The 26,983-nt window shown below is 36.2% G+C and carries 18 protein-coding genes and 1 pseudogene; 10 read left to right on the top strand and 9 right to left on the bottom strand.

The window, feature by feature from the left end:
- Positions 1–432: 432 nt before the first annotated feature.
- Complete coding sequence (locus D1092_RS05510) at positions 433–1,740, bottom strand: MFS family transporter (protein ID WP_120122514.1); 1,308 nt, start codon at positions 1,738–1,740, stop codon at positions 433–435.
- A 220-nt stretch (positions 1,741–1,960) separates the two neighbouring features.
- On the opposite strand from D1092_RS05510, the gene D1092_RS05505 reads away from it, so the two are divergent.
- The 7 genes from D1092_RS05505 to D1092_RS05475 all read left to right on the top strand — a co-directional run bounded on the left by D1092_RS05505 (position 1,961) and on the right by D1092_RS05475 (position 10,629).
- Entirely contained in the window at positions 1,961–2,755 is a 795-nt protein-coding gene (locus D1092_RS05505) for a thymidylate synthase (RefSeq protein ID WP_120122513.1), read from the top strand.
- The gene (locus D1092_RS05500; RefSeq protein WP_120122512.1) at positions 2,752–3,261 is read left to right on the top strand and encodes a dihydrofolate reductase; all 510 of its coding nucleotides are present in this window, start codon (positions 2,752–2,754) and stop codon (positions 3,259–3,261) included. Before D1092_RS05505 ends, D1092_RS05500 begins: the two co-directional genes overlap by 4 nt.
- 119 nt (positions 3,262–3,380) lie before the next feature.
- Positions 3,381–4,526 (top strand): FtsH protease activity modulator HflK, encoded by a 1,146-nt coding sequence (gene hflK / locus D1092_RS05495; protein ID WP_120122511.1) that lies wholly within the window; start codon positions 3,381–3,383, stop codon positions 4,524–4,526.
- 2 nt (positions 4,527–4,528) lie between these two features.
- Complete coding sequence (gene hflC, locus D1092_RS05490; protein WP_120122510.1) at positions 4,529–5,464, top strand: protease modulator HflC; 936 nt, start codon at positions 4,529–4,531, stop codon at positions 5,462–5,464.
- Between the two features lie 150 nt (positions 5,465–5,614).
- Complete coding sequence (locus tag D1092_RS05485) at positions 5,615–7,141, top strand: Do family serine endopeptidase (RefSeq protein WP_120122509.1); 1,527 nt, start codon at positions 5,615–5,617, stop codon at positions 7,139–7,141.
- 577 nt (positions 7,142–7,718) lie between these two features.
- On the top strand, positions 7,719–8,591 hold the full coding sequence (gene miaA, locus D1092_RS05480) for a tRNA (adenosine(37)-N6)-dimethylallyltransferase MiaA (RefSeq protein WP_120122508.1): 873 nt from the start codon (positions 7,719–7,721) through the stop codon (positions 8,589–8,591).
- 235 nt (positions 8,592–8,826) lie between these two features.
- Positions 8,827–10,629 carry an acetolactate synthase 3 large subunit gene (locus tag D1092_RS05475; protein WP_120122798.1) on the top strand — a complete coding sequence of 601 codons (1,803 nt, stop codon included), beginning with the start codon at positions 8,827–8,829 and terminating at the stop codon, positions 10,627–10,629.
- Between the two features lie 1,373 nt (positions 10,630–12,002).
- On the opposite strand, the gene D1092_RS05465 is transcribed toward D1092_RS05475, so the two are convergent.
- Both D1092_RS05465 and D1092_RS05460 read right to left on the bottom strand, forming a co-directional pair.
- Complete coding sequence (locus tag D1092_RS05465; RefSeq protein WP_120122506.1) at positions 12,003–13,211, bottom strand: MFS transporter; 1,209 nt, start codon at positions 13,209–13,211, stop codon at positions 12,003–12,005.
- Between the two features lie 231 nt (positions 13,212–13,442).
- A complete protein-coding gene (locus D1092_RS05460; protein WP_120122505.1) occupies positions 13,443–14,369 on the bottom strand; it encodes a D-2-hydroxyacid dehydrogenase family protein in 927 nt (308 codons plus the stop codon).
- 1,032 nt (positions 14,370–15,401) lie between these two features.
- On the opposite strand from D1092_RS05460, the gene D1092_RS05455 reads away from it, so the two are divergent.
- From D1092_RS05455 to ilvC, 3 genes are all read left to right on the top strand, one after another.
- Positions 15,402–16,523 (top strand): ATP-dependent DNA helicase, encoded by a 1,122-nt coding sequence (locus D1092_RS05455; protein WP_120122503.1) that lies wholly within the window; start codon positions 15,402–15,404, stop codon positions 16,521–16,523.
- Between the two features lie 81 nt (positions 16,524–16,604).
- Complete coding sequence (locus D1092_RS05450) at positions 16,605–17,339, top strand: pyridoxine 5'-phosphate synthase (RefSeq protein WP_120122502.1); 735 nt, start codon at positions 16,605–16,607, stop codon at positions 17,337–17,339.
- A 943-nt stretch (positions 17,340–18,282) separates the two neighbouring features.
- Positions 18,283–19,302, top strand: a complete 1,020-nt coding sequence (ilvC, locus tag D1092_RS05445; RefSeq protein WP_120122501.1) for a ketol-acid reductoisomerase — start codon at positions 18,283–18,285, stop codon at positions 19,300–19,302.
- A 111-nt stretch (positions 19,303–19,413) separates the two neighbouring features.
- Here the strand turns inward: ilvC and D1092_RS05440 are convergent, their stop codons facing one another.
- From D1092_RS05440 to D1092_RS05410, 6 genes and pseudogenes are all read right to left on the bottom strand, one after another.
- Positions 19,414–20,805 carry an amino acid permease gene (locus D1092_RS05440; RefSeq protein WP_120122500.1) on the bottom strand — a complete coding sequence of 464 codons (1,392 nt, stop codon included), beginning with the start codon at positions 20,803–20,805 and terminating at the stop codon, positions 19,414–19,416.
- 688 nt (positions 20,806–21,493) lie between these two features.
- On the bottom strand, positions 21,494–22,894 hold the full coding sequence (locus D1092_RS05435) for an amino acid permease (RefSeq protein WP_120122499.1): 1,401 nt from the start codon (positions 22,892–22,894) through the stop codon (positions 21,494–21,496).
- Positions 22,895–23,620: 726 nt separating this feature from the next.
- Positions 23,621–24,253, bottom strand: a complete 633-nt coding sequence (locus D1092_RS05430; RefSeq protein WP_120122498.1) for a LysE family translocator — start codon at positions 24,251–24,253, stop codon at positions 23,621–23,623.
- The gene (locus tag D1092_RS05425) at positions 24,250–24,858 is read right to left on the bottom strand and encodes a fumarylacetoacetate hydrolase family protein (protein WP_120122497.1); all 609 of its coding nucleotides are present in this window, start codon (positions 24,856–24,858) and stop codon (positions 24,250–24,252) included. The genes D1092_RS05430 and D1092_RS05425 overlap by 4 nt, the downstream gene beginning before the upstream one ends.
- The gene (locus D1092_RS05420; protein ID WP_174767365.1) at positions 24,851–25,840 is read right to left on the bottom strand and encodes an NAD(P)-dependent oxidoreductase; all 990 of its coding nucleotides are present in this window, start codon (positions 25,838–25,840) and stop codon (positions 24,851–24,853) included. The genes D1092_RS05425 and D1092_RS05420 overlap by 8 nt, the downstream gene beginning before the upstream one ends.
- A pseudogene (locus D1092_RS05410) lies at positions 25,837–26,405 on the bottom strand (2OG-Fe dioxygenase family protein). The gene D1092_RS05420 and the pseudogene D1092_RS05410 overlap by 4 nt, the downstream one beginning before the upstream one ends.
- Positions 26,406–26,983: the final 578 nt, after the last annotated feature.

Genomic DNA, 26,983 nt, shown 5'->3' with positions numbered 1-26,983 from the left:
GAGGTGTTTTAAGTTGATTCAACATAAAAACAAATATCAAATGAGAAAATTTTACGTGATATTGGGTTTTAATTCAAGTTGAAGATGCTAGATATATCATTATAAATCAATGTGTTGTGCAATTTTATCTTTTTAGAGGGCTTTACTGTTATGCTCTTTATGGGCGCCATCATGAAATGGATTTGCGTCTATTTGAGAAATGTATCTTAAAAAAGTGCGGAAGTTCATAACATAGTGGGTATTTTCTATTTTTCATGGAGGTTTTATTTTGCATATAGGGGCCCATAAAAGAACGTATTAAACAAAAGTATGAGACAATGTGTCATTTATTATTGATAAAACTTCCTATAAGATAATTTTTGGGCTTTAATTTCTCGTAGAATAGATACAAAAAAAGCCCAGAATTCTGGGCTTTTTTATTAGAATAAAAAGTTAATCAATATCATCTCCTTGTAAATATCCTTTTTTGCGAGCATCTGGCATTAAGAGAATTGCAATGAAGGCAATGATCATCATACCTGCTATGTAAAAATGAAATATAGATTCATAGCCGATTTTTTTAAATTCAAGTGCGACAGCTTCAGCAGAACCACCAAATAGCGCGTTAGCAATAGCATAAGAGAGACCAACTCCCATTGCTCGGATTGAAGCAGGAAACATTTCTGCTTTTACGATACCAGAGACGGATGTATAAAAGCTCATAATACAAAGCATGCCAATAATAATGGAGAGAGCAACCCACATATCATTAGTATTTCCAATAATTCTAAGTGCAGGAATTGTAAAGATGATAGATAAGAAACTCCAAATAAGCAGTGAAGCTTTTGTACCAATTTTATCTGCGAGAGAACCAAAAAGGGGTTGGAGTAGCATAAAAACAAATAGTGCGGCAGTCATTATTGTTGTCGCAGTATGTTTATCAAATCCGGTTGTTGTTATCAGATATTTTTGCATATAAGTCGTACAGGTATAAAATGTCAGCGATCCTCCCGCTGTAAAACCGATAACTAAAAGGAACGCTTTTGTGTGATTGCGTAAAAGTTCTTTAAGACTACCAGCTTGTTTTTTAGAACGGCTTTCTTTAGTGGTTGTTTCGTGAAGTGAACGACGTAGATAAATCGCAACAATTGCGCCACATCCACCAATTGCAAAAGGAATACGCCAACCCCATGCTTTTAATTGATCTTCAGAAAGATAGAGAGCGAGAATAAACATAACTAAACTTGCAAGGAGTTGACCTCCAATGAGCGTGGCATATTGAAACGAGCTAAAGAAACCACGACGTTTTTTAAGAGCAACTTCACTCATATAAGTTGCTGTTGTTCCGTACTCACCGCCGACGGAGAGCCCTTGAAGCATGCGTAGTAAAATGAGAAGAATTGGTGCTACTGCTCCAATCGTTTCATATGTAGGAAGAAGAGCGATGAGAAACGAACCACCACACATCATAAAAACGGAAATCAGCAAAGAGCGTTTACGTCCATAACGATCCGCAATGAATCCAAAGAGCCAACCGCCAATTGGACGCATGAGGAAACCTATAAAAAAGACGAAGGAAGATTTCAAAAGTTCGGTAACAACATCTCCATTGGAGGGAAAAAACTGTGAGGCAAAATAAATAGATGTAAAAGAATAAACATAAAAATCATACCATTCCACCAGATTCCCTGATGCACTCGATATGATCGAAAGAACACGTTTCCTTGTATCATGTGGTGCTAAAGATTCTCGTTTTTCCATAGTCAATCCCTTCATTTTATGTTCATCCATCTTTGTTCATTATCCCTCTATGTTATTTTCTTAGAAGCTGTCTATAGTATTTTATCTTTTGCATCAAAATTTTAGTCAGATCATGATAATTTCTTGTGTAAGATGTTTTTGGAAAAAGATTTGAATTATGTTTGTACAGATTTTATAGTTTTTATTTTCTATAATGAAAAGAATCGGACATAATAGCTCCATGAAGTCATATCTTACTCTTTTATCTCACGTCTTAAATCAGGGCATTGATCGTACAGATCGAACGGGTGTTGGAACGCGATCTATTTTTGGGTATCAGATGCGCTTTGATTTACAAGCGGGATTTCCATTGTTGACGACAAAGAAATTACACTTGCGTTCAATTATTTATGAGCTTTTATGGTTTCTTAAAGGCGATACAAATATCGCATGGTTGAAAGAGCATGGTGTATCTATTTGGGACGAATGGGCTGATAAACAAGGAAATCTTGGTCCTGTTTATGGGTACCAGTGGCGTTCTTGGCCAGCTCCTGATGGGCGTCATATTGATCAAATCAGTAATCTGTTGACTATGATTAAGGAGACGCCTCATTCTCGTCGTCTCATTGTATCAGCATGGAACCCCGCATTGATAGAAGAAATGGCTCTTCCACCTTGTCATTGTTTTTTTCAATTTTACATTGCTGAGGGTAAATTATCCTGTCAGCTTTACCAGCGTTCTGCGGATATTTTCTTAGGAGTTCCATTTAATATTGCGTCCTATGCATTGTTAACGATGATGATTGCGCAAGTCAGTGGCCTTAAAGTGGGTGATTTTATTCATACGTTGGGGGACGCTCATCTTTATTCTAATCATTTTGAACAGGCAAAATATCAATTGTCTCGTATACCAAATGCTTTGCCATGTATGCGTATAAATCCAGCGGTAACAGATCTTTTTTCTTTTAAATTCGAGGATTTTGAATTGCTTAATTATGAAACACACCCCCATATTAAAGCTCCGGTAGCAATATGAAGATTTCCATTTGTTTAATTGCCGCTGTTGCAGAAAATGGTGTTATTGGTTGTAAAGGTGCAATGCCTTGGCATTTATCAACGGATTTGCAACGCTTTAAGGCATTGACGTTGGGTAAACCTATTATAATGGGGCGAAAAACTTGGGATTCTATCGGGAGACCGTTACCAAGGCGCACAAATATCGTCATCACGCGCGATTGTACTTTCAGCGCCGAAGGGGCAGTTGTTGCACATTCTTTATCACAGGCTTGTTCTCTTGCAACAAATGCTGCTTCTCAAAATGATATAGAGGAAATTTTTATTATTGGTGGGGGTGAAATTTTTAAACAAGCGTTTGATCTTGCTGATAAAATATTCCTTACAGAAGTTTTAGATTCTATAGAAGGTGATAGTTTTTTTCCTATTTTTGATAAAGAAAAGTGGACTATCGTGCAAACACAAGATATTCCCAAAGGGGATAAAGATAGTCATCCGACACGTTTTGTTGTTTATGAGCGGAAATGATTTTTTGTGATATGAAGTGGAAAGGGTTTATCCGTTGTGTAATTGAGATAAGAGAACCCTATAGGCTTTAAGTGAAGGATTGATATTTGAATGAATGGTAGTCAGTTAAAGAGGTGATAATGCCCTGGACAAATCAAAATGGTGGTGGCCCATGGAGTGGCGATAAAAATAAGAACAATGGTGATAAAAAGACATCGGCTAAGAATCTTTTTGGTTCTGGTGGCAATAATGGTGGCGGAAATGGCCCCAATCTCGATGATATTTTGCGTAAAGGACAGGATCATTTTAAACAATTTAGTCGGGGGGGCGTTTTTGTTTTGTTTCTTCTGCTTGCTGTGTGCTTTTTTCTCTATCAGTCACTTTATATTGTTCAACAAAATGAGCAAGCAGTAGAATTGCGTTTTGGTGTGCCTAAAGAAGAAATTATCGGTGATGGTTTACATTTTCATTTTTGGCCAATTGAAACTTATATGAAAGTACCTTTAACGGAAAAAACAATTGCAATTGGTGGACAGCCTGGACAGAGACAACAAAGTGAAGGTTTAATGCTGTCGAGTGATCAAAATATTGTGAATGTCAATTTTTCTGTTTACTATCGCATTTCACATCCAGGACAATTTTTATTCAATGTGAATGATCAAGAGGGAACGGTTCGTCAGGTCGCTGAAAGTGCAATGCGGGAAGTCATTGGTTCAAGACCTGTTGATGATGTTTTGCGCGATAAAAAAGAAGAAGTTGCTAACGATGTGAGAAAGATTACCCAGTTGACTGTCGATAAGTATCAGCTCGGGGTTGAAATAAGTCGTGTATCGATCAGTGAAGCTGCTCCTCCTACCAAAGTTGCTGCGGCGTTTAATTCTGTTCAGCAGGCTGAGCAGGAACGTGGACGAATGATTGAAGAAGGAAATCGTGTGCGTTTTACGAAGATTGGTTTGGCAAATGGTGAAGCTTCACGTACACGGGAAATCGCAAAAGGTGAAAAAGCACAAATGATTGAAGAGGCTACAGGGCGTGCTGAACGTTTTCAGGCTATAGCCCGTGAAGCTGCAGTTTCACCAGAGGCTGCACGGTATCGTCTTTATATGGAGACGATGGGGCGTATTTTTTCTTCACCCAATAAATTGGTTCTCGATCAAATTAATTCTCCTGCGGTGCCTTATCTTCCTTTGAATGAATTGCTGCGTCATAATTTATCAGAAAAAGCAAAAATAAAGTCAGCACGTTCTACATCGCTCTTGGATACTCAGATTTCTGGAGGACGTTAATAATGCAGCAGTCTCGTTTTTTGTTTGTTTTTAGTACTATAATAATTTTTTTGATTATGTTGTGGATGTCATTTTTTGTTGTCTATCCTCGTCAACAAGTCGCTATTAAGCGTTTTGGACAGATCGTTAAGGTAGAATCTAATCCTGGAATTTATGTGAAAATACCTTTTGTGGATAAGATGATTGTGGTGGATAATCGGTTGTTGCGTTACGATGTTCCTACACAATCTGTGCAAGTTCGTGGGGGGGCTTATTATGAAGTGGATGCGTTCTTTATTTATCGTATTACAGATCCTAAATTGTTTTTACAGCGTATTGCTTCAGGACGCCCGCAAATTGCAGCGCGTGAAAATCTCTCACCACGCTTTATTGATGCTTTGCGAGCTGTTTATGGTAAGCGGGAATTTAAAGCAGCCTTATCGGATGAGCGAGGCGCGATGATGGCTGAGGTTCAAAGGCAATTTTCTATAGATGCAGGTTCGCTGGGTATTAGGATTGTTGATGTGCGTATTCGAAAAACCGATTTAACTGATGCTGTTTCAGAAGATGTTTATCGGCAAATGGCTGCGGAGCGGGAAGCAGTTGCGGAAAATATCCGCGCTCGTGGTCAACAAGAACGAGATCGTATTGTCGCAGAGGCAAATCGTGAATATGAAGAAATCGTGGCGGCAGCAAAGCGTGATGCTGAAATTACCCGCGGTGAAGGACAGGCTGAAAGTATTCGCATTTTACTCAATGCGCGAGAAGCAAATCCATCTTTTTATGATTTTTGGTTAGCGATGGAACAGTATAAGAATTTAGAGAAAATACCAATGGTGATTTCGCCAAATGAGGATTTCTTTTTTTATTTTCGAAACTCTCCCCAAGTAAAGAAAAAAACTTCATCAGCAATGAGTCCTAGTTTGAGTAAAACTGATTCAAAGTCTAGCGGGGAATAGATGAAACCAGTGTATGGAGGGTACTCGTGTGGGAAGTATGCTCTATCGCTGCTTGTTTTTATGATGAATGTAAAAGAATGTTAAGTCATACCGATTTTGCATAATAAGTATTAAGTAAGGCTCTTTACAGCTTTGGTTTAAAGGCATGTCATGGATAGAAGTATCGTTAGTAGAAATATATTTTTGAAGTCTTTTATCACAAGAGTTGTTTTTTGTGTGATTTTATTTTTATCAGGATCCATGCGTTTGTCTTGGAGCGCAGAGATAAATAAGACATTGCCTTCTGTTCCGGACTTAGCTTCTGAGCTTTTGGAGACGGTTGTGAATATTTCTACGGCACAGACTGTTGAAGGAACAGAACAGGATGAAAATACTTCGATACCTGTTATTCCAAAAGATTCATTGCTGGAAGAATATTTTAATGATTTTTTTACACCTAAAGAGGGGGAAAAAAATAGTCAATTCCAAAAGGTGCGTTCTTTGGGATCTGGTTTTGTAATTGATGCGCAAAAAGGGCTTATTGTTACAAATTATCATGTTATTGTTGATGCTGATGATATTGAAGTGAATTTTACGGATGGTACAAAACTTAAGGCGAAGCTTCTTGGCAAGGATAGCAAAACGGATTTGGCGTTGCTTCAAGTGGATGCGGGAAGTAAAAAATTAAAAGCTGTGCGTTTTGGTGATTCAGAAAAAGCACGTATTGGTGATTGGGTTATGGCGATTGGTAACCCTTATGGCTTTGGTGGGAGTGTAACGGTTGGTATTATTTCTGCACGTAACCGTGATCTTAATGCTGGTCCTTATGATAATTTTATTCAAACAGATGCAGCGATTAATCGAGGGAATTCTGGTGGTCCGTTATTTGATAGAAATGGTGAAGTCATTGGCATTAATACAGCCATTGTTTCTCCTTCTGGAGGATCGATCGGTATTGGGTTCGCTATTCCATCAGATATGGCTCTTTCTATTATTAATCAATTGCGTGATTTTGGAGAAATAAGACGTGGTTGGCTGGCTATTCGTATTCAGCCGGTGACAGAAGATATTGCAAAAAGTTTAAAACTAGAAAATGCTGTAGGAGCGTTGGTAGCTGGTAAAATAGAACAGACGGAAAAAAATAATGTCGATAATAGCCAGTTGCAAACAGGAGATGTTATTCTGTCTTTTGGGAATGCCAAAATTAAGCATGCACGTGATTTACCCCGTTTAGTCGCGGAGAGTTCAGAAGGAAGAGTTGTGGATGTTACTATTTTACGGAATGGGCAAGAAAAAGTTGTAAAAGTTAGGCTTGGACGTTTGATTGAGACCGATGACAATGAAGATATAGAAGAAGAAGTCGATGATAAAGAAAATAATGATCTGCCGAAAAGTGTGACAATGCAATTGATGGGCATGACATTATCTGAATTAACAGAGGATTTGCGTCATCGTTATTCAATTTCAGATAAACTTCGAGGACTCGTGGTGACATCTGTTGCACAAAATAGTGCTGCGGATAAAAAACGTATTCGCGTTGGTGAAGTGATTGTTGATATCAATCAGAGTGCTATTACAACAATTGATGATGCTAAAAAACGTTTTTATAAATTACGTGAAGCTGGACGCAAAAATGTTCTACTCATTGTAGCGCGTCCAGATGGAGAGTTACGGTTCGTAACGATCCCAATAGATTGATGCCTAATGGATTGATATTTGAAGGATTTGTTTTTTGTTTTTATTCGTCTTAATATATAGTATTTAGATAGCTTAGCGTAACATCTATCTAGTATCTTTAAGCTCATTTCATGATGGAGCGTATGGATTGTATGACATAAAGTCCATTGGATGACTCTATTTTGCGCTAAATAAAAGTACAAGTTAGCAATTGTATTTACCGTCTTTCTTAAAGTGATTTTATATCTTTGGATCGCGTAGGTGAGTGGTATTGATCTCATGCCTTATGAGAGAGTGGACAAAATAAGTAAATCTTATGGTATTGGGAGCTTGCAGGCAAATTGCAAAACGTTTAATTATTATTGTAAATAATGTTTACCGAGGGAGATTTTCAGCCTTTGTAATTATATTTTTTGTACTGTAGAGAACGTTTTTTCTCTTCAGTTTGAAAAGGTTATTCCGTAGAAAAATCGTATTAGACTCAATCAAGTTGTTGATATATTGACATCTTTCTTTATGATAATGGGAAAAAATACAGGGGCTTTGCAGGTAGTTATGCATGTTGCAATAAGTTTCTGATTGGTAGGAATTGCTCTTCATGGCGCAGAGAACAATTACATTGATAGCAGGGCCTACGGCAAGTGGAAAATCAGAACTTGCTTTGCAAATGGCTCAAGAAAGAAATGCTCTCATTATTAATACGGATTCCATGCAGGTTTATGACGTTTTAAATATTTTAACAGCACGGCCGAGGGCGGCTGATACCTTGATTGTCCCACATTATTTGTATGGTCATGTGGATCCTGCAGTGAATTATTCAGTAGGACAATGGTTATGTGATGTTGAGAAGCTGTTGGTTACTTTTACATCGAGATCCATTATTTTTGTTGGTGGAACAGGACTTTATTTTCGTGCTCTTTTGGAGGGGATTTCGCAAATACCTCATGTTCCAGATGTTGTGCGACAAAAATGGCGACTTCAGCTTGATAAAGAGGGACCTGAAAGTCTTTATCGTCAGTTGTTACAAATTGATGCTGTTGTTGCTGAAAAGATTTCTTCTCAAGATGGGCAGCGTATTGTTCGTGCTTTGGAAGTTTATGATGCAACAGGTCAGAAATTAAGTTGGTGGCAGAAGCAAAAAACAACGCCTCTCATTGCGTCCCATTGTGCTGAAAAAATTCTTCTCATGCTACCACGTTCTTTGCTTTATGAACGCATTCATCAGCGGTTAGATACTATGATTGAAAGAGGGGCTTTAGAAGAGGTATTAGCCATAAAGAAACTTATGCTTTCCTCTTCGCTACCAGCGATGAAAGCGATTGGTATACCTGAATTTACGGCTTATTTGGATGGATATAGAAGTTTTGAAAATGCTCTGGAAGCGGTAAAAACACAAACGAGAAGATATGCAAAAAGACAAATGACATGGTTTCGTCATCAATTTGATGAAGAATGGAGGCTTAGTTCTTGATGAAAAAGCTGGAGCTTTAAGAAGAAACTTTTGAGAAAATATTAATTTTTTATTGACGAATGGATTCAATGGAATTAGAGATTCTTCTGTAAAGGATTTTTTTATATATTTTATGCGTTAGAATAATGGGGGGGATTATACAATATGTGTTGTGTAGAGGACTCCTTGAGAGTCTTTTTTTATGGGCTCCGTTAGGGGCTTTTTTATTGTCCTATTAAGTAGGTGAGTGGGAAAAATGAGAAATGATCCAAGACAGCAAGAGAGTGCAGATGGAAAAGTAATGTCGGGGGCTGAAATAGTGATTCAGGCTCTTATAGATCAAGGGGTTACACATATTTTTGGTTATCCTGGTGGGGCTGTTCTTCCTATTTTGGACGTTCTTTATCACCAAGATACACTCCAGCATATTTTGGTACGTCATGAACAAGCCGCGGGGCATGCCGCTGAAGGCTATGCACGCAGTACTGGAAAGGTCGGTGTTATGCTTGTGACTTCTGGTCCAGGGGCAACGAATGCTGTGACACCTTTGCAAGATGCACTCATGGATTCTATCCCTCTTGTTTGTTTTTCTGGTCAGGTAGCGACAACGCTGATTGGAACAAATGCTTTTCAAGAGGCTGATACGGTTGGAATTACAAAGCCTTGTACGAAGCGTAATTGGTTGGTTAAAAATGTCAATGATCTTGCGAATATTATTCATGAAGCTTTTTCTTTTGCACGTTCGGGACGCCCAGGACCGGTTTTGATTGATATTCCAAAGGATGTTCAATTTGCTTCAGGATTTTATAGGGCGCCTAAAGTCCAAGAATCTTTGCATTCTTCTCTACCGTTGAAAGGGAATAATCGTGAGGCCATCAAATCAGCTGTTTCTCTTTTAGTTGAGGCAAAACGCCCTGTTATTTATTCTGGTGGTGGTGTTATTTCATCGGGCCCTCAAGCTGTACAGCTTTTACGTAATTTGGTTCAACTGGGAGACTTTCCGATTACTTCAACATTAATGGGCCTTGGTGCTTATCCTGCTTCTGGAAAAAACTGGCTGGGAATGCTGGGAATGCATGGAACTTATGAAGCAAATATGGCTATGCATGATTGTGATGTCATGTTGGCTATTGGTGCGCGGTTTGATGATCGTATCACAGGGCGATTGGATGCATTTGCACCTCATGCACGTATTATTCATATTGATATTGATCCTTCTTCAATCAATAAAATCGTCAAAGCAGAAGTTCCACTTATTGGTGATGTGGGGCATATTTTGGAAGATATAATGCAACATTTGCATAGAGATCAATCAAAGTTTGATCAAGAAAGTCGAAAAATATGGTGGATGCAAATTAATCGCTGGAGAGATCGTAATTCATTGATATATATGAAAAAAAAAGATGTTATCATGCCCCAATATGCTCTTGAACGGCTTTATGCACTGACCAAAGATGTTCGTGCTTATATTACAACGGATGTCGGACAGCATCAGATGTGGGCAGCACAGTATTATCATTTTGATGAACCAAAACATTGGATGACTTCTGGTGGTCTTGGAACTATGGGGTATGGTCTCCCAGCTGCTATTGGTGTTCAAATAGCCTATCCTGATGCACTTGTTGTTTGTATTTCTGGTGATGCTTCCATTCAGATGAATATTCAAGAACTTGCAACAGCCATTCAACATGACACACCTGTGAAAATTTTTATTTTAAATAATCAGTATATGGGAATGGTTCGCCAGTGGCAGCAATTGTTGCATGGTAATCGTCTTTCTCATTCTTATACGGAATCGATGCCTGATTTTGTAAAATTGGCACAAGCTTATGGAGCGGTGGGAATTTATTGTTCAAAACCCGATGAACTTGATGATAAAATTCAGCAGATGATTGACTGTGATAAGCCTGTTCTTTTTGATTGTCGTGTTTATCATTTAGAAAATTGTTTTCCTATGATCCCATCGGGATGTGCCCATAATGAGATGTTATTACCCGATGAAGCAAGCGAGGAAACGGTTGCAAATGCTGTTTCTTCTGCGGGAAAAATTCTTGTATAAAATGAATATGTTAGTAACATATGAAGGATGGAGATGATGAACTCTTTGGAGTCTTCATCTCTGTCTCTTCTTTGTGGAGCGTTCCTATGATCCTTAGAGTTCATTTTATAATTTTTATTCTTTATTTGAAGATATAGGACTTTATTTAAAGACATGGAGTGTATAATTATTTGTTTATCTCAAAAATATTATAAGCTCTGTATCTCATCTATGAAAGATTTCATTTTGCAAGAAAAAACCACCGCGCTTGAAGGGTGCAACCATGCAAACCGTCATACTTGTGAAAACAATAGAAAAGTTTGTCACTCTGTTTTGGTTTCGCATGATGAAATTACTCCAAATCGTTCTTTCAAGGGTTTGATAGGAACCCTCCCTAGCGGCTTGGAAGGAAGGGCAAAAATAACAAAGATCAAATGCAGTTATAGAAAATCAATTGGCCATCATAGCTTATAATCAGGGAGTAATCTCATCTGATTTAAGCGAGAGAAAACTATACATATGAGATGTGTCGTCAATCTATATAAACCAGAATAATACTCAACATCATAGCATTATCAGGACATTAATATTGAAAATCAAAGACTCTTTCTTTTATTTGTTCTACATATTGACGATTCCATAAATCTGCAGACACAAACACTCTTTGAATCAACCATATTAGATTTTTATAACGATCAAATGATCCCCAAAATTGATCTCTAGAGTGTAGAGCCATTCTGTTATCAATGTATAATAATCTTCTTGGTTGTACATTAATTCCAAAAGATACAGCCTTAAGAGATTCATAAAATGATTTAAAGCTTCTTGGCTTTTTTTGACTATGGCTCTCACATGCCCGGATCAAAAATAGCGTTGATATCTGGGAATTCACCATCCCCTTGAACGAGGGGCACTTACTTTTAGGGGGGCTCCATTTTTTCTCATCTATAGGGAACATAATATAAATTATCCTCTAAGCTATTCAAATCCTCGTCTCTATGAAAATCTAACTCAACTTCAGATCCTAATCTTGTACGATCTTTTTTATTATCCTCTAAAGGAACTAGGTTATTTACTATATGTTCGCCTTCAAACTTAATTGAATAAGGCTCTCCGATTAATAAAGAAAAGTATTAATTTTTCTATCAATAGGAAGGTTTTCAAAGACTAAATATGGTCTAGGGGTATTAAACATCTTTTGATCCATAAGAATTGTCCATATTCTATGGGATAGAAGTGAAAACACTATTTTTTTAGCTCAATCGAATATTCAATACCACCGTATGGACATAAATAATATGGTCTAAAGCCTCCCAAAGATTGTCTCTTTCGACATTGCTCAACTCAAAAGTATTTTCATTTATCATTATAGTTTCCTCCCCAATTATATTCCCCTACTTTTTTATTAAGAAAAGTGAAAAAACAATCATTAAAATTAAAATCAACCATGTTAGTAAATAAGTGTCTGTAAAATCTTGGATTAATCCAAATAATGGTGGAGCGGTCATAATGGCGATTTGATTGACAGACATTGCTAAACCCAGAGAAAAGCCAACGCTTTCTTTCGGCGAAGAGTCTACAATATAAGCAATCCAAGGGCCATACCATCCTAATCCAAAAAAACCTAACCAAGCAGATAAAAGAGTTAAATAAATTATGGACCTACTTATGCCCAAAATTAATATTAAAAATCCAAAAACGACTGCAATCATGCAAAATAAGACAGGAAAAAATCGTCCTTTTTTACAATGATCACTCCACGCTGCTAAAATAATTCTTCCTAAGGCACCAGAAGTCTGTGAAATAAAAAACAAATAAGCACTTTTATCTAGAGATAGGTGATAGGTTCTGTAAAAATAAATCGTTATAAAAATGGTTAAAACATATTGGACGATCACAAGTGAAACGCCTGAAAAAATAATATTCTTCATATGCGGTGCAGCCAACATCGCAAGACGAGACCTTACATTTTCATAGAACGAAACTCTTGCCTTGCTTTTTGGAACGATAGCGACAACTTTTGCTGGTGAGTGATAAAAAATAATAAAGATACATCCACCTAAAAAAGCAACGATGGCACCAACCAAAAACGCACCTTGTATGCCATAGACAAGTGCACTAGCAGGAAGAACTATTCCAGCTAATGCCCCACCTAATGGTAGTCCCGCCTGCCTTATTCCCATTGCAAATCCACGCTGTGATTGTGGAAACCATGAAGAAACAGACTTAGCGCCGCCGGGTTGAGCAGAACTATAAAATCCTCCGACAATGAGCAAACAAACCAAAAGGGAAATATAGTTATCTGCGATTGTTCCCAACAAAAGAGCGACGGAAATGCCGAGTGCGCCAAAGCCAACAATATAGCGCTCATTAAACTTGTCTAGTAATTCACCAGCTATAAGTAATCCAATAATAGGTAGGAACTGTGCTGCTGAAGACAGCAAACCTATCTGAGAGTCACTCAGCGAGAAATCCTTCTTAAAAAATTCAGCTAAAGGACCAATCCCTTGAACAAAGAAGCAGGCTGATGCTTGAGCGATAGTGGCAACAAGCAATATAATCCATCGATAATAATTTTTTTCTATAACTTGATGATTGCTCACTATGTCCCCCTCCAATGAAAGGGTATTCCAACAAAGTCGCCTTTTTTAATAATGATTGCAACAATAAATGAGGTATTTTATGCGGATGACATAAAAATCTGTCAATACGATTGGTATTAATATGCAAGCCAAGAAATATGCTTCATTTAGGGAAATAAGCTATTATGTGTCGCGCAAATTTGAGAGGCTAGCGATATAAGATACATTTTACAAACATTAGCTTAGTCGGCATTAAGTTCTCTTCATAAAAGACGCTATATTTTGGCAAGCTTTTTCCATATAATTCTCAAAGCTTTCTTCAGTCACATAGCCCAGATGCGGTGTGCAAAGAACTCTCTCTGATTGCAATAGTTTGCTCTCATATACTGGCTCGCTGTCATAAACATCCAGTGCAAAGTAAGTTGAATTTTTCAAACTTAGTATTTTTTCTATTGCTCCTTTTTCAACCAAAGCTGAACGCGCTGTGTTGACAAAAAGAGCATGAGGTTTCATGCGCAATAGATCCTCTAATTGAATAATTTCTCTGGTTTTATCGCTTAAACGTAAATGTATAGATATAATGTCAGGACGTGTAAAAAATTCATCTTTTGAATGCGTAAAGTGATAACCTAAATTTTTTGCTTCTTGCGTTGAGCGCTCGCTCCCATAAACCAAAATGGACATGCCAAAAGCTTGAGCATATTGAGCAACTATTTTACCAATACGCCCAAACCCGAATATTCCAAGAGTAGCTTCTTTCATTTGGTTGCCAAATGTTGTTTGCCATCGTCCTTTTTTCATATCAGACACAGATTTACAGAGTTTTCTCCGCGCAGACATCATTAAGAGCCACGCAAATTCAGCAGCAGAAGTTGGATCTCCGCCACCGTCTAATATTTCAATTCCTAAGTCTCTACAAGCTGCTATATCAATATGTGGACCTATAGGTCCTGTTTGGCAGATTAATTTTAAATTTGGCAGTTTCAGAAGAAAATTTCTATCCACTATAGTTCGTTCTCTGATTAAGATAAGAATATCTATCTCTTTGAGCTTATCTTCTAAATCACATTCTTTAGCTAAATTATTTATAACCAGCACTTCATGCGATTTCATTAATTTTTTAATAGACTGTAATGTTAGGGTAGCTTTTTGATAGTCATCTGGAATTAATATTTTCAATTTAAGTCTTCCGTTTCATTCATCAATATTTGCGCTCATTATTTCATTTCTAAAACAATTAAAAAGTAATCTCGTCGCTGATATTTTGACATAACGCCAAGCTTATTAACAAATTATCCCCCTTGATTTTATTATTATTTCTAACAATAAGAATAGCATTAATCAGTTCGTTTTTATAACCTTTAATACATTGCAACAAAAAGAAAAAGTTTGACGCAGTAAATGGAGAATTACGCTTTTCTCATATTTTAAAGGACGAACCTGAAATGCTATGCTGGACATAAAACCATGTCCCAGTTTTCTTATAATAGACTACCAAGAAGGCTATACTTACGAAGCAGATTTTATTGTCGAAACAGAACAAGCTCCATATTTGTTCGAGATAAAGTGTACTTCATATAAGCTTGATGTCTCTCTTTATTCGTTGAGATATAACTTGCTTTGTAGCGTGAAGAGTAATTTTATTAAAATTATGATTAGAGGGAGATAGGAACTTTATAGGTATATCATCATAGGATTAAGTCGTTTTGTTGAGAGCTATTTCTGTTTCTGCCAAAAGGTTTTTGATAGTTTCAATTATTATTTCGCAAGAGTGGATATCCTTTATTTTTATGTGCAAGAAAGCTGATTGATTGTGTAAAATAGTATTTATAAAATTATATTATTCTTATCCTGTTAAGAACGTTTTTTCTAGCGAGGGTTTTGCAATTGCAATACTCTTTTTCTCATTCTAAATTTTGGTTAGAAAAAGTGTCTATAGGTGTTATTTTAAATTTAAGATATGCATATTCTATTGTTGGTGTTACTGTTGTAAAAATGATATTTGATAAGTATAAGGTGTTACATCGACGATCGATGTAGAGATAAATTTAGATTGTTACAATAGTTTGAAAACACAATGGGTAGATCATTATGCTATGAGAGTTGTTAGATAGGTGTGTGTCAGCAATTCTTAATAAAAAAGTTTTTCTTGAGAATGGTTTTTGGGGCAAAATACTTGCTCTTTTTATACGAATCTTATTTTGATAAATTATGCAATTTTCACGGGAACAGGATAAGGCATTAAAGGCTGTTGGTGCGTGGTTGAGGGAAGGGCGTTCTCCACTTTTTCGCCTCTTTGGCTATGCGGGTACAGGCAAAACAACGCTTGCGCGCTATTTTGCTGAAACAGTTGATGGCTCTGTCCAATTTGCTGCCTTTACAGGCAAAGCAGCACAGGTTTTGCGTTCTAAAGGTGCAAGCAATGCTTGTACGATTCATTCATTGATTTATTGTCCGCGTGGAGAAGAAGAAGTTTCCGATGAAGTAACGGGAAAAAAATCTATTGCGCCGACATTTGCACTCAACCGGAAAAGTGCGGCTGCGCAAGCTGCGCTTATCATTGTTGATGAGTGTTCGATGGTGGACGAGCAATTGGCTCGTGATTTAATGAGCTTTCAAACACCTATTCTTGTTTTGGGGGATCCAGGCCAATTGCCTCCTATATCAGGAGGGGGCTTTTTTTCTAATGGTGAGCCAGATTTTCTTCTTTCAGAAATTCATCGGCAAGCACGTGATAATCCGATTGTTCGTTTGGCTATGGATGTGCGTGAAGGACGTGATATTGCTTATGGTGATTATGGAGCAGCGCGCGTTATGACACGCAAAGAGGTGGATCAACAATTGGTTTTGGATGCTGATCAGGTGTTGGTAGGAATTAATCGAACACGCCACCTTTATAATAAACGTTTGCGTGCATTGAAGGGATTTACATCAGATTATCCTCAAGCGGGAGATAAGCTTGTCTGTTTACGCAATGATCCTGCTAAAGGCTTGTTGAATGGTTCTTTATGGAAAGTGATGACTTCACAGAAGGAAACTGTTAAGCCAAGTATGAGCCTTCTTATTAAGCCAGAAGAAAGTGAGCGTGGGGTGGCGAAAATTAAGCTTTTAAAAGCAGTGTTTGAAAATCCTGATCATGAGATTTCGTGGGCGTTAAAAAAGAGATATGATGATTTTGACTATGGATATGCGTTAACTGTTCATAAAGCACAAGGATCTCAATGGGATAATGTTGTTTTGTTTGATGAGAGTTTTGCATTTCGCGATATGTATGCGCGGTGGCTCTATACGGGAATTACGCGTGCGGCAGAGCGTTTAACAATTGTTCGCTAGGAAAAAATTTTATTTTCTGGAGTTATAGGGGCGAAGATATTTTTTCTGTCTTTAAAATTGTATACGAATAGAGGAGTATGCATGGCCATAAAACTTTCTGTTAATCTTAATGCTATTGCTGTTTTGCGCAATCGGCGTAATCTTCCTTGGCCCAATATCAGCAATATTGGGCATATAGCACTTACAGCTGGCGCAGCGGGTTTGACAGTCCATCCACGTCCTGATGAAAGACATATTCGTTTTGCTGATTTACCAGATATACATGATTTAATTCACAGCATGTTTCCTCGTGCCGAATTTAATATTGAAGGTTATCCAAGCGATGCATTTTTGGATAAAGCAGAAAAATATGCCGATCAAATTACGCTTGTTCCTGATGATCCAGCTCAGTCAACTTCTGATCATGGTTGGGATTTTGTGCGTCATGCAGAATTTTTAGCACCTATTATTCAACGCTTGAAAGAAAGAAAAATTCGGGTATCACTGTTTGCTGATCCTATTGTTGATGGTCTTGATATTGCTAAAGAGATTGGTGCTGATCGTGTGGAGTTTTATACTGGACCTTATGGAGGAGCGTTTAACGATAAGGCAAAACAAGAGCAAGAGCTCAATAAACTTGTTTTAGCTGCAAGAAAAGCTAAAGAATTGAGGCTTGGTGTTAATGCTGGGCATGATTTGACAATGACAAATTTGCCTGCTCTTGTTCATCATATTCCTTGGCTTGATGAGGTTTCTATCGGTCATGGACTTGTTGCAGATGCGTTAGAGTATGGGATGCATGACACTGTTCAACGGTTTATCCGGTTATTGGGGTAATTTTTCTCTATACAATGAGGCATGGTGCATTTTTAGAAAGTTCTGTTCATTTGTTAGAAAAAATAATTTTGCGTAAAAAATACCATGCTTCATTACACATAATGGGCAATGATTTTTACTATGTTGACTTGGGAAAATGGCAATAACGCTTTGTAATTTCAAAAAAATTATTTTTAAAAGCAAAAAATAATAGTCAATTTCATGAAAAATGTAAGAGTTGTGTAAGTTTTTGAGAGTTTTTTTAGGAAAAAAACTTTTAGATTTATGCTAGCTGTGCCGTGATGAGGGTAACTATGTATGTTTGTCAAACAGTGGTTATTCAGGAGCTTTTTAAAAGAGAAATGTTTGATAAGCTTATACGGTATTGATCTGTATGAATGTTTTGCTAAGACTTTTTCATTGCGAACTTATTTAGCAAAAATACGCGATGTTATTTATAATAGCGCTGGTAAAATTAAAGTCTGTACAAATAGTGTTATTAATTATGAGAAAGAAAAAATTGATATAGTATACTCATGCTCAAGTATAAATATAAAAACAATAGTCCTTATTTATAATTTTTCTTGCTATCCATTTTGATTTGGTTCATGTTAAAAACTGTGTATTGTGTCTTTAATTTAAGGATACAATGCCTTGTTATGCAGAAGAAGAGAATTTTATTGAATGTATCTTTCTTTTCAGAAGTGTTTTTGTACAATGTATCGTTTTTGTAGAGCAGCATTTGAAGCCTATTGGGGGATCCGGATATGTTTTTGGAAGGTTTGGGGGCCATGGTTTTTTGTATGCAGTGTATAAATTTTAAAAGATTGCCTCATTGTTTTGTTATTATAAGCAGTGTTTTTGTTATTTATAGTGTGTGAAGCACTGAAGGCCATTTTTTACTTTTTATTTAATAAAAATAATCTGAAATTTATTTTAAATGTAGAGAGAAGGAAGTGTTTTTATGCGTGTTTATTATGATCGTGATGCGGATGTTAATCTCATTAAAGGAAAAAAAGTAGCCATTGTTGGTTATGGTTCTCAAGGGCGTGCACATGCTTTAAACTTAAAAGATTCCGGTGTTCAGAATGTGCAAATTGCTTTGCGTGCAGGATCGGCGACAGCTAAGAAGGCTACAGTAGATGGCTTTGAAGTTGTGAGTGTTGCTGAGGCTGCAAAATGGGCAGATCTTATTATGATGGCAACACCAGATGAATTGCAAGCGGATATTTATAAGGAACATATTCATGATCATTTACGTGATGGTGCTGTTATTGCTTTTGCACATGGCTTGAGTATTCATTTCGGCCTCATTGAACCTAAAAAAACAGTTGATGTTGTGATGATTGCTCCTAAAGGTCCAGGCCATACTGTACGCAATGAATATCAACGGGGTTGCGGTGTTCCTTGCTTAATTGCAGTTGCACAAGATGCATCAGGACAAGCCCATGATGTCGCATTGTCTTATGCATGTGGTCTTGGTGGGGGACGTGCTGGAGTGATTGAAACAACATTTAAAGAAGAATGCGAAACTGACCTTTTTGGTGAACAAGCTGTTCTGTGTGGTGGTCTTGTTGAGCTTATTCGAGCAGGTTATGAAACACTAACACAAGCAGGTTATGCGCCAGAAATGGCTTATTTTGAATGTCTACATGAGGTTAAATTGATTGTTGACCTTATGTATGAAGGTGGTATTGCGAATATGAATTATTCAATTTCCAATACAGCGGAGTGGGGCGAATATATGTCTGGTCCACGCGTGATTACCGATGAAACAAGAGCAGAAATGAAACGTATTTTGAAAGATATTCAGACCGGTAAGTTTACATCAAATTGGATTCAAGAATATAAAGCTGGTGCTGCTCACTTTAAGAGCATGCGGCGTTTAAATGATAATCATCCTATTGAAGAAGTTGGTAAAAAACTTCGCTCTATGATGCCTTGGATACAATCTAATGCTTTGGTTGATAAAGAACGTAATTGAAGTCTCTCTAGAGATATTTTATCGTGTTTATCATTTTAATAGATAAATACCAAAAAAGGGTAACTTAGGTTACCCTTTTTTGATGTGTTTCTTGCACATAGGCTTTATTTTTTAAGTTTTTGCATAATTTTTTCTTCCAAAAAGAAAATATACAATGCCTAAAAATATAAACCATACTGGAGTGTATTTTAAAGCTATGGCAGTATCTGCTTCTAATGATAATAAATAAATAATGAATGCAAAGAAAACGAGAAGCGCCCAACACATAACAACGCCCCCCGGCATTTTATAGGGAGAGACAGTATGCTGGAGAGGACGATTGCGACGATAGACAATATAGCTGATCAAAATGATAGACCATACAAATATAAACAATGTTGCGGCAATTGTTGTAACAATTGTAAAGGCAGCTATGAGGGTTTGAGATAACGTTACAACTGCATAACCTAGTAAGATGCATACACATGAAAAGAATAATGCGTTGGCTGGAACGTGATTACGAGAAAGTTTTCCTAAAAATTTAGGAGCCCCTTTTTGTGTTGCTAGACCATATAGCATACGGCTGGTAGAAAAAATTCCACTATTTGCTGAAGAAGCGGCTGCTGTGAGGACAACAAAGTTCATCAAACCAGCAGCAATTGGAATACCGATAAGTGCATACATTGTTACAAAAGGGCTTTTTTCTGGACTGATTTGATCCCAAGGCGTTACAGACATAATCACAAGAAGAGAAAAAATATAAAAGAATATAATGCGGATTGGTATTGAATTGACAGCTTGCGGTAGGGCTATTTTAGGCTCTTTTACTTCAGCCGCTGCTGTTCCTGCGAGCTCAATGCCAACAAAAGCAAAAATAACAATTTGAAATCCAGCAAAAAAGCCTGTAATCCCTTTTGGAAAAAGATTTCCACCATTCCATATATTGCTAAGAGAAGCAACCGTACCGTTTGGAGAGATAAAACCGGTGAAGGTCATATAAAATCCCACAACAATTAAAACCAAAATTGCTACGATTTTGATAAAACCAAACCAAAACTCAAGTTCGCCAAAGAGTTTTACGGCAACGAGGTTAAGGATTAAAAAGGACATAAGACCAATGATAACAGGAATCCATGGATTGAGTTCAGGCCACCAAAAGTGTGCATAAGTGACAATAGCGATAATTTCAGCAGTTCCAGTGACAATCCAACACAACCAATATGTCCAGCCGATAAAAAAGCCAGCACATGGCCCTAGAAGATCGGTCGAGAAGTCAATAAAAGATCGATATTGTGTATTAGAAAGTAACAATTCTCCCATGGCGCGCATGACAAAGTATAGAGCACAGCCAATAATTGCGTAAACGAGGAGGATTGAGGGACCTGCTACACTAATTGTTTTTCCTGATCCCATAAAGAGACCTGTTCCAATTGCTCCACCAAGGGCTATAAGTTGTATGTGGCGGTTATGGAGCCCACGTTGCAATTTCTTCTTCGTTTTTTTTTCTAAATTTTGTTTGTTCATTTTTGGGAATTTCCCTTTAGTTATTTTAAAATAAAAATTACCCTCAAAAAGATAATCTCTTCTATCGGAACATGATATGCTGGAGGAGTAAAGGTTTTTTTTTCTATTATTTTATATAAATAAAGAAAAAAATTCATAAATTAATGAAATAATTATTTTATAAAAATTTATGTCATATAAATTTTTATTATAAAAATTTATTTTTTATTATTTATTCATACTTATATTAAAAATATATTATATAATATTTTACTTATTATCTATATTACTATGGATTTATTATTCATAATAACTGTAATTATTATATAAAATATATTTAAAATAGTTTTGGAAAAATAAGAATTTATAGTTTACTAAAAAAATATTTTTATAGAAAAAATTCTTTACAGAATAGCTCGTGTTTTATCCTATTATGCCTTACAACATCGTTGTTTAGAGCAGTGATAAAGCATAGAAAATTTTATACATTAGGTATTTTTAGAATGTGTAGTCAGTATTTAGGGTAGAGGTTGCCCATAGAGCCTTATGGAGGTGAACCATATAAGTGGTCAGCAGCATTTCCCTTAACAGGCCAGATTGCTTACAAAACGGTGCTAGGAGAAATCTTCTTTTTTGAGGTGTCAAAAGAAGGTTAAGTAAAAAAAAGAGTAACCTTAGTTACTCTTTTTTGAAACGTTTTGCATCGATTTTATTTATTTTTTGGAGCAATTTTTTTTCTTATAAACATAAAATACATTATGCCTAAGAAAATAAACCAGAAGATACTGTATTTTAAAGCTGTGAAGGTATCATGTTCTAATGTCAAGAGATAGAGCATGAAAGCAAAAAATACTAACACAATCCCACACATGATGACACCACCTGGCATTTTGTAGACGGATTCAGCATGTAAATGAGGGTGATTGCGACGATACACAATATAGCTAATCAAAATAATGGACCATACGAATAAAAATGCAATCGCTGAAATACTTGTCACAATTGTAAAGGCACTTATGATGCTTGGAGATGATGACGCAATTGTGTATCCCACTAGAATACATAGGCAGGAAAAGAACAGAGCATTGGCTGGAACACGGTATTTGGAAAGCTTTCCTAAAATTGGAGGAGCACCTTTTTGTGTTGCAAGACCGTATATCATGCGGCTAGTTGAAAAAATACCACTATTGGCTGAAGAGGCGGCCGAGGTGAGAACAACAAAATTGACTAAACCAGCAGCTATTGGGATGCCTGCAAGCCAAAACATGGAGACAAAGGGGCTTTTTTCTGGAACAATTTGATTCCAAGGTGTAACGGACATAATTACAGCAAGAGAAAGGATGTAAAAGAGTACAATACGCACCGGTATGGCATTAATTGCTTTAGGGAGAACTTTTTTAGGTTCTTTGACTTCAGCTGCCGTTGTTCCAGCAATTTCGATACCAACAAAAGAAAAAATGGCAATTTGAAATCCAGCAAAAAAACCTGTAATTCCCCGGGGAAATATATCACCGCCATTCCATACATGGTTAAGAGAGGCAACAGTACCATTTGGAGAGGTAAAGCCTGTAGCGATCATATAAAATCCAACAATAACTAATGCTAAAATTGCTACGATTTTGATAAGACCAAACCAGAATTCAAGTTCACCAAAAAACTTTACGGCAAGGAGATTAAGAATTAAAAAGAAACCAATGCAAGCAAAAACAACAATCCATGGATTAAGTGTTGGCCACCAAAAATGCATATAGTTAATGATAGCTATAATGTCTGCAGCTCCAGTCACAACCCAGCTTAGCCAATAGTTCCAGCCAACAAAAAAAGCAACTCCCGGTCCTAGCATATCGGTTGAAAAATCAATAAGAGATCGATATTGTGAATTAGAAAGCAATAATTCTCCCATAGCACGCATGACAAAGTATAGAGCACAACCAATAATCGCATAAACGAGGAGGATTGAAGGACCTGCTACACTAATCGTTTTTCCTGACCCCATGAAGAGTCCTGTTCCAATAGCTCCACCCAGAGCTATAAGTTGTACGTGACGGTTATCGAGGCCACGTTGTAGTTTCTTTTGAGGATCATCTTTTAAATTTTGTTTACTGTTCATTTTTTGAGGGTTCCCTTTGAATTATTTTGAGATTAAATGACACTAAAAAGATATATTTCGTATCGAAGCATGATATAAATGAGGTGTAAAGGAAAAAAATATTTTTTATAATTTTGTGTGGATAAAGAAAAGAATATGGTTTTGAAAAAAGAGAATCTTTTTCTCTTAAATAACATAACCGATATTTGAATAGGGCGTTTCTTATTGTTTTAATAATAGATAAATGGCTCCTAAAAAAGGTCTTGATAGAATGCTCCTTTGAAATTATTTCAGAAAACTGTTAGCCTTTTTTTATGACTTTATAAAAATTATCATTTATAATCAGTATGTTGTTATTCATAATAGAGAGTGTTTTAATTTCTTTTCAGGGAATATTATAGGATTGTCATTTTAATTTAGGGAAAAATCTTTAATAATAGAAAATTTAAATGATTTTTTAAAATCACTTTTTTATTTTTATGATACTATCATAAGTAAAAATAAGCTCTTTTCTTTTAAAGTGATGAATAAGAGTTTCATTTAGATAGTGATAAAATATTGCGAAAATCTCATATTGTTTATACACGAGTTTTTTAGATTATGAGAGAGAAATGCAACGTCATTCAGTTTTACAAAGAAAATAAGAAAGAATGGGCAATTGTATAAATTCTGTTAGAGGTTAAAATATTCATAGCGATAGACAGAAACACGGAATTAGCTTTGTGATCTCTTATCAAAGAGGAAGTGTTATCCAAAGAAAATGAAAAAAGAAAATAAAGACAAAACTGTTCCTGTTGCTATATTAATGCATCCTTTTATCCTTTTCTTTTTTAAAGTGGCGCTAGCAAATGATATAAAAATGGTCATTAAAGTGAACCATGCAAAGATGTTGAAGGAATGTATCGTGACAAGTTCAAAGCCTTTTTGATTACCACCGCCAGACGCCAAAAATTTAGGAAAGGCCGCTATATAGAACATAGATACTTTAGGATTGAGTATTTGTGTCATGAACCCATCCATGTAGCTGATTAAAAACTTCACTTTACCTTCAGTATTCTTTTCGTTTTTTTGTATTATTTCTTTTGAGTTTAAGGTGTTAATTCCAGATTTAATCGATTTAACGCCCATATATAATAAATAGCAGCCACCCATGAGCTTTACTAAAAAAAAGAGTGTTTTGTTGTTGAGAACAATTGCTGATACACCTAATATGGAAAATGCGCCATGTACATAGGTTGCTGTACACAATCCTAAAACGTTAGCAAATGCATTCTTTTTTCCCAGCCTCGTTGCATTATCAATGATAAGGGCCATATTCGGTCCGGGTGAGATGACTAAAAAAAATGAAACGATGAAAAAGGTCAGTATTTGATGATTCATTTGACCTTTATTTCTGAGATTAATGTATCTTTGAGATATAGTTCTATTCTATCAAACTTAGAGAGTTTTCCTACGCCTTTTGGAGTGCCTGTATATATGATATCATCACGCTTTAGTTGAATGTAGTGACTTAAAAATGATATTATTTTTTCAAAGCTAAAGATCATATTTTTCGTATTGCCAACTTGCCTCGTTTCGCCATTTAGCTTCATTTCAAAAGTTATTGGGCCGTTTATTTTTTCCTTTTTTATGAAGTCAGAGACGTATGCGGCGCCTTTAAATCCCTTAGATAAAAGCCAAGGAAGCTTTTTTTCTTTTAATTTTGTTTGCAAATCCCTCGCGGTGAGATCAAGACCTATTGCTATGGCATCATAACATTCTTCAGCTTCCCTCTCATTAACCATAAAAGTATCCTTTGAGATTTTAAGCACAATTTCAGTTTCGAAATGGATTTCTTCAGAAAAATCAGGAAGATCAATTTGATTTCCTAAGATGAGAGAACTGTTTGGTTTGCTAAATATAACAGGTTCATCTTCAATAACATTACCTAGTTCGTGGGCATGTTCCACATAATTACGTCCAACGCAGTAAATATTATTAATCATAGGAAACTACCAAGTTTTTCATTTTCTTTTTGTATAGGCAAGATATAACAGTTGAAACAATATCTTTTCTCATATCGATGTGTGAACTTTCTGAAAAATACGCGTTGTGTGGGTTAATAACTAACCGCGACGACAGCCACTTTGCATTGTTTCTCCAAGCTTTAATAAGAGGATGGTTATTTGGTGGTTCCACAGGAAGAACATCAAGGAATACATGAAACTCAGGATTTTTCCTTAAATGTTTTTCTAAGCAATCAAAATCGCGGAGGATTTTCCCTCTTGCGGTATTCACTAAGATAGCGTTTTTTTTCATCCTGTTGAGAAATTCTGAATTAATCATTCCTATTGTTTTGTGTGTAAGAGGACAGTGTAGGGACACCACATCAGACTTTCCTAGAAGGGTATTCATATCTTCTAAAAGTTTGAAGTTAAGCGATTTAGCGAGCCCCTCGTCAATATATGGATCATAGACCAAAACTTCAAACCCAAAAGGCCTTAGGCGTTCTAGCGTTGCTTTTCCTATTTTACCCAAGCCAATCAATCCAATAGTTTTATGTTTTGGACGGAATGTTTTAAGATTGTTTTCTTGCCATGTTTTATCATATTTTTTTGCTAAATCATTATGTCTTGACACTTGCCTGCATCCTTCCAAAATCATTGTTAATGCAGTGTCAGCTACTTCATCTATACAATAAGAAGGGTTGTTAGCAAATTCAACGCCGTGTTTTCTGAGCTTTTCGTAATCTACTTGGTCATAACCAATACCAAATCGTACTGCTATTTTACATTTACGCAACTTCTTGGCTGTTTTCTCTGTTATTTTTGCATGCCAGATCAATAAGGCATCAATTTCTTCCAAAATTTCATCAGGAAAGTCGTCTTCATTTAAAGAGTTGAAAAAATAAAATTGAGCGCCCAAATCAGCCAGGGGTTTTTCAAATTCACTGATTTCAGTTATTCTATCGGTTATAGCGATTTTCATTGTCGTTTTTCTCTATAATCGATAACCATCAAATCTCTAAAGCCTTCTTCATCATTTATTGATGAAATTACGGATGCTGAATGGTACATTTCCATATCATCGAGCAGTATACTCTCTAAGTTTCCTTTCAAAACAATCTCTTTTATTTTGTTTCTATTTTCATCATAGATATAGGATGTCCACCTTCAATATTATATCTACCGATCATGTGCATACTTATAAATGTATGACCATCTTTATGAATACCCTCTGGTGTAGGATTTCCTTGCATTCCTTTTTTTGATTCAATACGAAATTGGTGTACAAAAACATCCCATACATTGCTTTCTTTCTTTTTATACATTAAAAAAGCGTTCAGCGTATTTTCAATGATTTTCCGTAATACAATATTAGATGATATTACGTCTGACATTTTAGGCAGTTTTCTTTCAATCCCACCTGCATAACGATTGATTTCAGAGCTCTGAAAAAAAGTATTATCATCTACAAAGTCTATTGTTTTATTCACTATATCTACGATAAATTTGCCGAAGCATCTTCTCCTGTAGGTATCATCTTTTTTCATGTAAGGATCGATTGGCAAATAGTCCCAGCTCTTTTTTAGTAAGGCTAAATCAGTTATCTCATTTGCCTTGATATTGATTTTTTCAGAAGCTATATGGGAGAATTTATTTTGTTTTAGTTCCTCAATGACCTTATCTATATTTACAAACATATATCCCCCCTTTTTTCTATATTAATGAATCTTTTATATCATAGTCTTATTATTAGGCATTTAAATGGTAAAATATTTGTAATTTTTTAGCAACAGTTTTTATAAGGCTTAAATGATTTAAGATGTTAGCGCGATTTACGGCTATGTAGGGGAAGATTCATAGAATAACTATAAAAGCGGCTGTTGAGCTCTCTTTTGAGTGAAAAAGTAGTAAAAAATATGAACTACGGGGAAGTAACGACGTTCTTAACAAGAGCTTTCTGGCGAAGAGAAGCGTCGCTCTTGGAAGAAAAAAAGTTAAATTTATTGAAAAAAAACAAGAAACAGCTCCTTAAGAAATATAAAAAATCTCAAATTTTACAGAAAATAGGGTATAGCTCAAAGTCGTTTTCATTAGTTAAGTGAACTCAACAGTAGTGAAGATCTGA

The organism is Bartonella krasnovii, assembly GCF_003606345.3.
GTDB lineage: Bacteria > Pseudomonadota > Alphaproteobacteria > Rhizobiales > Rhizobiaceae > Bartonella > Bartonella krasnovii.
Note: the sequence above shows the minus strand (reverse complement) of the source record. Positions and strands in the feature narration are given on the sequence as shown.

Excerpts from the sequence above, each read along its gene's own strand:
- D1092_RS05510 (WP_120122514.1), bottom strand. The coding sequence starts at position 1,740 with ATGGAAAAACGAGAATCTTTAGCACCACATGATACAAGGAAACGTGTT.
- D1092_RS05505 (WP_120122513.1), top strand. The coding sequence starts at position 1,961 with ATGAAGTCATATCTTACTCTTTTATCTCACGTCTTAAATCAGGGCATT.
- D1092_RS05500 (WP_120122512.1), top strand. The coding sequence starts at position 2,752 with ATGAAGATTTCCATTTGTTTAATTGCCGCTGTTGCAGAAAATGGTGTT.
- hflK (WP_120122511.1), top strand. The coding sequence starts at position 3,381 with ATGCCCTGGACAAATCAAAATGGTGGTGGCCCATGGAGTGGCGATAAA.
- hflC (WP_120122510.1), top strand. The coding sequence starts at position 4,529 with ATGCAGCAGTCTCGTTTTTTGTTTGTTTTTAGTACTATAATAATTTTT.
- D1092_RS05485 (WP_120122509.1), top strand. The coding sequence starts at position 5,615 with ATGGATAGAAGTATCGTTAGTAGAAATATATTTTTGAAGTCTTTTATC.
- miaA (WP_120122508.1), top strand. The coding sequence starts at position 7,719 with ATGGCGCAGAGAACAATTACATTGATAGCAGGGCCTACGGCAAGTGGA.
- D1092_RS05475 (WP_120122798.1), top strand. The coding sequence starts at position 8,827 with ATGAGAAATGATCCAAGACAGCAAGAGAGTGCAGATGGAAAAGTAATG.
- D1092_RS05455 (WP_120122503.1), top strand. The coding sequence starts at position 15,402 with ATGCAATTTTCACGGGAACAGGATAAGGCATTAAAGGCTGTTGGTGCG.
- D1092_RS05450 (WP_120122502.1), top strand. The coding sequence starts at position 16,605 with ATGGCCATAAAACTTTCTGTTAATCTTAATGCTATTGCTGTTTTGCGC.
- ilvC (WP_120122501.1), top strand. The coding sequence starts at position 18,283 with ATGCGTGTTTATTATGATCGTGATGCGGATGTTAATCTCATTAAAGGA.
- D1092_RS05440 (WP_120122500.1), bottom strand. The coding sequence starts at position 20,805 with ATGAACAAACAAAATTTAGAAAAAAAAACGAAGAAGAAATTGCAACGT.
- D1092_RS05435 (WP_120122499.1), bottom strand. The coding sequence starts at position 22,894 with ATGAACAGTAAACAAAATTTAAAAGATGATCCTCAAAAGAAACTACAA.
- D1092_RS05430 (WP_120122498.1), bottom strand. The coding sequence starts at position 24,253 with ATGAATCATCAAATACTGACCTTTTTCATCGTTTCATTTTTTTTAGTC.
- D1092_RS05425 (WP_120122497.1), bottom strand. The coding sequence starts at position 24,858 with ATGATTAATAATATTTACTGCGTTGGACGTAATTATGTGGAACATGCC.
- D1092_RS05420 (WP_174767365.1), bottom strand. The coding sequence starts at position 25,840 with ATGAAAATCGCTATAACCGATAGAATAACTGAAATCAGTGAATTTGAA.